The organism is Rhodococcus sp. EPR-134 (assembly GCF_001647205.1).
Classification (GTDB): domain Bacteria; phylum Actinomycetota; class Actinomycetes; order Mycobacteriales; family Mycobacteriaceae; genus Rhodococcus_F; species Rhodococcus_F qingshengii.
This window is the reverse complement of record NZ_LVCT01000622.1, coordinates 23,856-30,279: the sequence shown is the minus strand read 5'-3', so window position 1 is coordinate 30,279 and position 6,424 is coordinate 23,856. Positions and strand designations below refer to the sequence as shown.

8 protein-coding genes and 1 pseudogene are annotated in these 6,424 nt (G+C 61.0%); 8 read left to right on the top strand and 1 reads right to left on the bottom strand.

Annotation, left to right across the window (positions count from 1 at the left end; genetic code table 11):
- The 3 genes and pseudogenes from A2J01_RS27385 to A2J01_RS27375 form a co-directional block, all read left to right on the top strand.
- Positions 1 to 246, top strand: a pseudogene (locus tag A2J01_RS27385) (hypothetical protein); the annotation flags it as partial.
- Positions 239 to 511: a hypothetical protein gene (locus A2J01_RS27380; RefSeq protein WP_007735305.1), complete on the top strand. Its 273-nt coding sequence runs from the start codon at positions 239 to 241 to the stop codon at positions 509 to 511. The pseudogene A2J01_RS27385 and the gene A2J01_RS27380, both read left to right, overlap by 8 nt.
- A gap of 31 nt (positions 512 to 542) precedes the next feature.
- Positions 543 to 824 (top strand): metal-sensitive transcriptional regulator, encoded by a 282-nt coding sequence (locus A2J01_RS27375; protein ID WP_003942012.1) that lies wholly within the window; start codon positions 543 to 545, stop codon positions 822 to 824.
- A 12-nt stretch (positions 825 to 836) separates the two neighbouring features.
- On the opposite strand, the gene A2J01_RS27370 is transcribed toward A2J01_RS27375, so the two are convergent.
- On the bottom strand, positions 837 to 1,448 hold the full coding sequence (locus A2J01_RS27370) for a TetR/AcrR family transcriptional regulator (RefSeq protein ID WP_003942004.1): 612 nt from the start codon (positions 1,446 to 1,448) through the stop codon (positions 837 to 839).
- Positions 1,449 to 1,702: 254 nt separating this feature from the next.
- Here A2J01_RS27370 and A2J01_RS27365 point away from each other — a divergent pair, with 254 nt between their 5' ends.
- The 5 genes from A2J01_RS27365 to A2J01_RS27345 are packed head-to-tail and all read left to right on the top strand — an operon-like array spanning position 1,703 to position 6,421.
- Positions 1,703 to 2,449, top strand: a complete 747-nt coding sequence (locus A2J01_RS27365) for a 3'(2'),5'-bisphosphate nucleotidase CysQ (protein WP_058227480.1) — start codon at positions 1,703 to 1,705, stop codon at positions 2,447 to 2,449.
- Positions 2,446 to 3,351, top strand: coding sequence for a sulfate adenylyltransferase subunit CysD (gene cysD / locus A2J01_RS27360; RefSeq protein WP_019744365.1), 906 nt, complete (start codon positions 2,446 to 2,448; stop codon positions 3,349 to 3,351). Before A2J01_RS27365 ends, cysD begins: the two co-directional genes overlap by 4 nt.
- Complete coding sequence (gene cysN / locus A2J01_RS27355) at positions 3,351 to 5,252, top strand: sulfate adenylyltransferase subunit CysN (RefSeq protein WP_007735300.1); 1,902 nt, start codon at positions 3,351 to 3,353, stop codon at positions 5,250 to 5,252. The genes cysD and cysN overlap by 1 nt, the downstream gene beginning before the upstream one ends.
- A 24-nt stretch (positions 5,253 to 5,276) precedes the next feature.
- Entirely contained in the window at positions 5,277 to 5,636 is a 360-nt protein-coding gene (locus tag A2J01_RS27350; RefSeq protein ID WP_064113991.1) for a nuclear transport factor 2 family protein, read from the top strand.
- Positions 5,630 to 6,421: an SDR family oxidoreductase gene (locus A2J01_RS27345; RefSeq protein ID WP_064113990.1), complete on the top strand. Its 792-nt coding sequence runs from the start codon at positions 5,630 to 5,632 to the stop codon at positions 6,419 to 6,421. The genes A2J01_RS27350 and A2J01_RS27345 overlap by 7 nt, the downstream gene beginning before the upstream one ends.
- Positions 6,422 to 6,424 lie beyond the last annotated feature (3 nt).

The following is a 6,424-nucleotide window of genomic DNA, read 5'->3' as shown; positions in this document are numbered from 1 at the left end:
ACCGAGATCGCCGAGGTGTTCCCGGAGTCCGACGACGCTGCCTACGAGGACGAAATGGAACCGTGGGAAACGGCACGCGCGCTCGGTGAGCTGTCCGGAGTGCCCAGGCGTCGGCACGGTATCGGCTTACGTTTGACCACCGGGGGATTGGTGCGGGCGTGGGCAAAGGACGATCAGGCACTGCGCGAGGCGTTGAGTCAGGTCGTTGTGGTTGGTGTCGAACCGGACGGGTCTGCCGATGACTGAGCCACAGCCATCCCCGCGTGTCGACGTGAAGACGTGGATCGGTGTACTCGGTATCGTCGCCGCAACGATTCTGGCGGTCGTGTGCTGGCGAGCGGGTACGACGACGTCCGACTTCGGACCGATACTGGAGGGCGCTCCACCGTTCGAGAGCACGCACTACGACGGTCTCTGGATCTCGGGCGCCGGGTTGTCGATTCTGGTTGCGGGGCTGATGGCCATCGATGTCGTGCGCCGCGTCCGGGTGGGCTTCGTCGCATCGCAGTAGCCCTCATACGGGTAGGGGGTATAGTTGCGGTATGAGTAGTTACAGCCCCGAGCAGGACGATCTGCTCAAGCGCCTTCGTCGTATCGAAGGTCAGGTAGCCGGAATTTCACGCATGGTCGCAGACGACCGGTACTGCATCGACGTGCTCACCCAGGTATCCGCCGCGACGAGCGCGTTGCAGTCCGTGTCCCTGAAGCTTCTCGACGCCCACCTTGCGGGTTGCGTCGTCGAAGCTGCCAAGCAGGGTGGTCCGGAAGCGGACGTCAAGATCAAGGAAGCTCAGGCGGCCATCGCTCGCCTCGTTCGTTCGTAAGGTGTCGGTCCGTCACTCCGTGATGGACCGCGCGAGCGCCCGGGCGGAGAAGCTCACGAAGTACTCGGGTGTGACTTCTTTGGCGATGTTGATGACGATGGTGTCCGACAGGCCTTTGAGTCCGGAGAGCACGAGATGGATCAACGCGGGGTCGTCGATCAACCTGCTCCCTTCGGCTGCAGCGGATTCGGTGAGCGCTCGAATCAATGCCGAGTTGTAGACCGCTACGGATGCGTGAAGTTCCCGCATGCTTTCTCGGTCGGACCCGGCCATGCCTTCGATGTCGCGCCAAGTGGTGGTGAGTCGACCCACCCGTGCCCAGTGCCGAGCAAACTCGGAAATCATGGACTCGAGTAAGGCGCTCAGTCCCTGCTCGCGGGGGAGCGAGTTCACGAAGTCCGCCATTTCCAGCTGACTTTCGCTGAGGAGGGCGGCGAAGATGTCCTGCTTGTCGACGAAGTACTGGTAGATCAGGCCAGTACTGGTGCCGGCTCGTTTGGCGACAGCGCGGATCGTGAGCGCGGAGTAGCCTCCTTCGTCCAGAAGCGAGATCGCCGCGTCGAGAGTTCGGCGTCGACGCACTTCGGCGTCGCCGTAGATCGACTTGCTGCTGGTACTGCTCATTTGATCACCGTAGTCGCGGTGGTCGGCATCCTCAATTCACATCAAACACTGTTCGTTGTCGAACGCCGCCCAGAATTCGATGTGACTCAGATCATAGAATGAACATTGTTCGAAATAGAATGAACATCGTTCATTCTGGTGTTACGGTATGGCGCAGACCACATCGAGGCCAGTGCAAAGTGCTGGACACTTTGCGGTCGGCCTGACCTTTCTTCCCGTATCGATCGGGAGGTCTACACAGTTGTGGAGTACCTATGACACGCACTAACGATGAACGCGCGGCGATCGACATCGCCGCTACGGCTGGAGAACTTCTGCTCGACCATCGGAAATCCCTCGGCGAAAACGACGGTGATGTCGCGACTTTCAAGAACGCGGCCGATCGGCTCAGTCACGAATTCATCGTCGCCGAACTTGCCCGACGCTTTCCTGCGGATGCAGTGCTGTCGGAGGAAGGGGCTGACGACCTCGCGAGGCTGGCTGCGGATCGGGTGTGGATCGTCGACCCTCTCGACGGCACCCGTGAGTACGGCGAGGCCGGACGACCGGACTGGGCCGTTCATGTTGCACTGACCGAAAACGGTGTCCTCACAACAGGTGCGGTCGCAATGCCTGCCCTTGGCGTCACCTATTCGAGCAGCGATGATCGAACCGAACGGGATGCCGCGACGCCGGTTCGAGTCGTCGTATCGCGGACGCGTCGTCCGGAACCGGTCATGCGCATGGCCGACTCGATGGGCGCGGAGTTGATCGAAATGGGATCCGCCGGAGCCAAAGCAATGGCGGTCGTCTCGGGTGAGGCAGACATCTACGCACATGCGGGCGGACAGTACGAGTGGGATTCGGCGGCGCCCGTTGCTGTCGCACGTGCTGCGGGACTGCATGTTTCGCGTATCGATGGCAGCGAACTGCGCTACAACCAGGAAAACCCGTGGTTGCCGGATCTGCTGATCTGCCGACCCGAACTCGCCCCGAAAGCACTGGAGGAACTGGGCCGATGACCGCGACACTGACGCACCTCGAACGACTCGAAGCCGAGAGCATTCACATCATGCGTGAAGCTGTTGCCCAGAGCGAGAACCCGGTGATGTTGTACTCGGTGGGCAAGGACTCCGCCGTGATGCTGCATCTGGCGCGCAAGGCCTTCTATCCGTCGAAGCTGCCGTTTCCGCTTCTGCACGTCGATACCACGTGGAAGTTCCGTGAAATGTACAAACTTCGTGACAGTACCGCTGCTGCAGGCGATCTCGATCTGATCGTCCACACCAACCCGGACTGCGTGAAGCAGGGGATCAACCCGTTCACTCACGGCAGCGCTGTCCATACCGACATGTGGAAAACCGAAGGCCTCAAACAAGCCCTCGATCACTACAAGTTCGACGCTGCATTCGGCGGCGCCCGCCGTGACGAAGAAAAATCCCGCGCCAAGGAACGCATCTTCTCGATCCGATCAGCTGCGCACCGTTGGGATCCCAAGCAGCAGCGACCGGAACTGTGGCGGATGTACAACGTCCGCAAAGCGCCGGGCGAGAGTCTGCGCGTCTTCCCTCTCTCGAACTGGACCGAGCTGGATGTGTGGGAATACATACGCCAGGAAGAGATTCCGATCGTTCCGCTGTATTTTGCCGACAAGCGGCCCGTCGTAGAGCGGGACGGTGCGCTGATCATGGTCGACGACGACCGGATGCCGTTACTGCCGGGAGAGACCCCGGAACTCAAGAGCGTTCGTTTCCGCACCCTCGGCTGCTACCCGCTGACCGGAGCCGTCGAATCGACCGCAACGAGCCTGACCGAGATCATCTCGGAAATGTTGCTCACCACCACTTCCGAACGCCAGGGACGGGTCATCGACCACGACTCCAGCGCGTCGATGGAGAAGAAGAAGCAAGAGGGGTACTTCTGATGACTGTTTCCTCGGATCTGATCGCTGACGACATCGAGGCGTACCTCGAACGTCATGCGAACAAGAGCATGCTGCGATTCATCACGTGCGGCAGCGTCGACGACGGCAAGAGCACCTTGATCGGCCGTCTGCTCTACGAATCGAAACTCGTCTTCGACGACCAGTTGACGGCGCTCGAAGCCGATTCGCGCAAGAGCGGAACCCAGGGGGAGGGGCTCGATTTCGCGCTCCTGGTCGACGGTCTCGCCGCCGAACGTGAGCAGGGCATCACGATCGACGTCGCCTATCGCTACTTCACGACCGAGCGACGCAAGTTCGTCGTCGCCGATACTCCGGGGCACGAGCAGTACACCCGAAACATGGTGACGGGCGCGTCGACCGCCGATCTTGCTGTGATCCTTGTCGATTCCCGCAAGGGGATACTGACTCAGACCCGCCGGCACTCGTATCTGGTGTCGTTGCTGGGGATCAAGCACGTGGTGCTTGCCGTGAACAAGCTCGACCTCGTCGACTACTCGCAAGAGGTCTTCGATGCCATTACCGCGGATTACGCAGAGTTCGCTCACGAGATCGGTCTGGACGGGTTCGTCGCCATCCCGATGTCGGCATACATGGGTGACAATCTCACCGAGCGCAGTGCGAATACCCCGTGGTATTCCGGACCAAGCCTGATCGAGCATCTCGAAAGCGTGGACATCGACGATGCTGCCGCCGCGGCTCCGTTCCGGATGCCGGTGCAGTGGGTCAACCGGCCGGACCTCGACTTCCGCGGATTCTCCGGCCAGATCGTTTCAGGCACCGTATCTCCCGGAGATCCCATCCGCGTGCTCCCCAGTGGAAAGACGTCCACAGTCGAGCGCATCGTGACCATGGGTGGCGACCTCGACGTTGCCGGTGCGGGCCGCTCGGTCACCATCACGCTCGCCGACGAGATCGACATCAGTCGCGGTGATGTGCTGTCCATCGGCGACAATCCGCCGGCCGTAGCCGATCAGTTCGAGGCCTGCATCGTCTGGATGGGTGAGGCTCCCATGCTGCCCGAACGGCCGTTCCTGTGCCAGATCGGTACCGTCACAGTCACTGCGCGCATCACCAAACCGAAACACAAGATCAACGTCAACACTCTCGAGAAGACCGCAACGACTACTCTCGCGCTCAACGAAATCGGTGTGTGCAACCTCAGTTTCGATCGACCGGTCCCGTTCGACCCGTACGTCGGCAACCGTGACACCGGTAGCTTCATCCTCATCGACCGCCTTACCAACGGCACTGTCGGTGCGGGCATGATCACGCACTCGCTGCGTCGATCGGACAACATTCACTGGCAATCCGTCGACGTCGACGAGGCCGCGCACACCAGGCTCAAGGGACACCAACCCGCAGTTCTGTGGTTCACCGGTCTCTCCGGTTCGGGAAAGTCGACCATCGCGAACGATGTCGAGCGTCAACTGCACGCACTCGGCGCGCACACCTACCTCCTCGACGGAGACAACGTCCGTCACGGGCTGAATCGAGACCTCGGATTCACCGAAGCCGACCGCGTCGAGAACATCCGTCGCGTCACCGAGGTCACCCGACTGATGGCGGACGCCGGTCTGATCGTGCTCGCGTCCTTCATTTCACCGTTCGAGGCCGAGCGTCATGCCGCCCGCGAATTGATCGGCGACGAACAGTTCGTCGAAATCTTCGTCGACACCGCTCTTGCCGTCGCAGAGGAGCGAGATCCCAAGGGGCTGTACAAGAAGGCTCGACGGGGCGAGTTGGTGAACTTCACCGGAATCGATTCGCCGTACGAACCGCCGCAGAACCCTGACATTCACATCGACACCAGTGTCACGACGACCGAGGACGCTGCGATCGCGATCGTCGACCATCTCCGCGCCCGCGGAACCATTTCTTGATCCGCCTGAACACGAGGAGCATCCATGCCTGACAGGGCTGAAATAGTTTCTGCCGTAGAAGATTACGTCAAGTGTCTCGGAAGTCACGACGTCGACGGACTGGTTGCGCTGTTTGCGCCCGACGCAGTTCAACACGAACCGCTGGGGGTCCAGACCTACCGCGGAATCGAGGAGATTCGCGAATTCGATACCGCGAACGCGCAGGTCGATTTCACAGTCAGCCTGCTCGGTCCGATTTCGGTGACGGGAAAGTACGCAGCGATGCAGCTTCGGGTGCAGCGCGCCGGTATCCCTGACTTCGCTGCCACCGATGTGTTCGAGTTCGACGAGAACGGCAAGATCATCTCCCTGAGTGTTGTTCTCGATCCGCAGGCGCTGTGCTGACCCATCAGGGCCTGCTGGCAGGCAAGGTTGTCGTCGTCTCGGGAGTGGGCCCGGCGCTGGGTCGTTCGATTGCGCTGCAGAGCGCGGCGGCCGGAGCGAAGGTTGTTCTGGCTGCCCGCACACCCGAGCGCTTGGAATCGGTGGCAAGGGAGATTCGAGACCGCGGCGGAATCGCGTTGGCCGTACCGACGAACCTCACCGACGTCGATTCGATCGCTTCGTTGGCGGAGACAACTGTCGCTGAGTTCGGTGCGGCGCATTGCTTGGTGAACAACGCATTTGTTCAACCCGCGCAGGTCCCGCTCCTGGACGCCGACGTGGCGTCCATCCAGTCGGGCATCGACATCAACTTGCTCGCGGCGTTGAACGTCACCAGAGAATTTGCTCCGGCATTGATCGAGTCGCACGGGTCCGTCGTGATGGTCACGTCCATGGTGTTGCGCAACCAGCTTCCCGGGTTCGGGGCCTACCGCATCATGAAATCCGGGCTCCTGGCAATGGCACGCAGTTTGTCGATCGATCTCGGTCCCAAGGGCGTTCGAGTCAATTCGGTTGCTCCCGGCTATATCTGGGCGGACTCGGTCAAGAACATGTTCGAGAAGAAGGCGGCGGAGGCAGGAGTCGACCCCAAGGTGATCTACGACGAGATCGCAGCGGGCGCCGATCTGCGCCGATTGCCGGAGCCAGATGACATCGCAAACGCTGTCGTCTTCCTCCTGTCCGATTCAGCCAGGGCCATCACAGGGCAATGTCTCGACGTCAACTGCGGTCACACGCACCACTGATCA